General features: G+C 60.0%; 1 protein-coding gene. It reads left to right on the top strand.

Annotation, left to right across the window (positions count from 1 at the left end; all coding sequences use genetic code 11):
* On the top strand, nucleotides 1-310 hold a 310-nt coding region (locus SB753_RS36060), incomplete at both ends, for a hypothetical protein (RefSeq protein ID WP_410804885.1).

Here is a 310-nt window from a genome sequence, read left to right as displayed (position 1 = left end):
GCGCGTCTTGCCGACGAAGTCGAGAAGGTGATCCGCGAAGTGGTGCCCGCGAACGAACTCGGCACGATCCTCGATAATCTTGGTCTGCCGTATAGCGGCATCAATCTTTCATACAGCAATGCAGGCACGATCGGCACGCTCGACGGCGAAATCCAGATCGCGTTGAAGGAAGGCCACGAGCCGACGCAAGTCTACGTGGACAAACTGCGCGCGATGCTGCCGCAGCGTTTTCCGGGCGTCGAGTTTTTCTTCCAGCCCGCCGACATCGTCACGCAGATTCTCAACTTCGGGTTGCCCGCGGCCGTCGACG

The organism is Paraburkholderia sp. SIMBA_053 (assembly GCF_046534895.1).
Classification (GTDB): Bacteria; Pseudomonadota; Gammaproteobacteria; order Burkholderiales; family Burkholderiaceae; genus Paraburkholderia; species Paraburkholderia caledonica.
The sequence above is the reverse complement of the archived record's forward strand: the minus strand, read 5'-3'. Positions and strand labels throughout refer to the sequence as shown.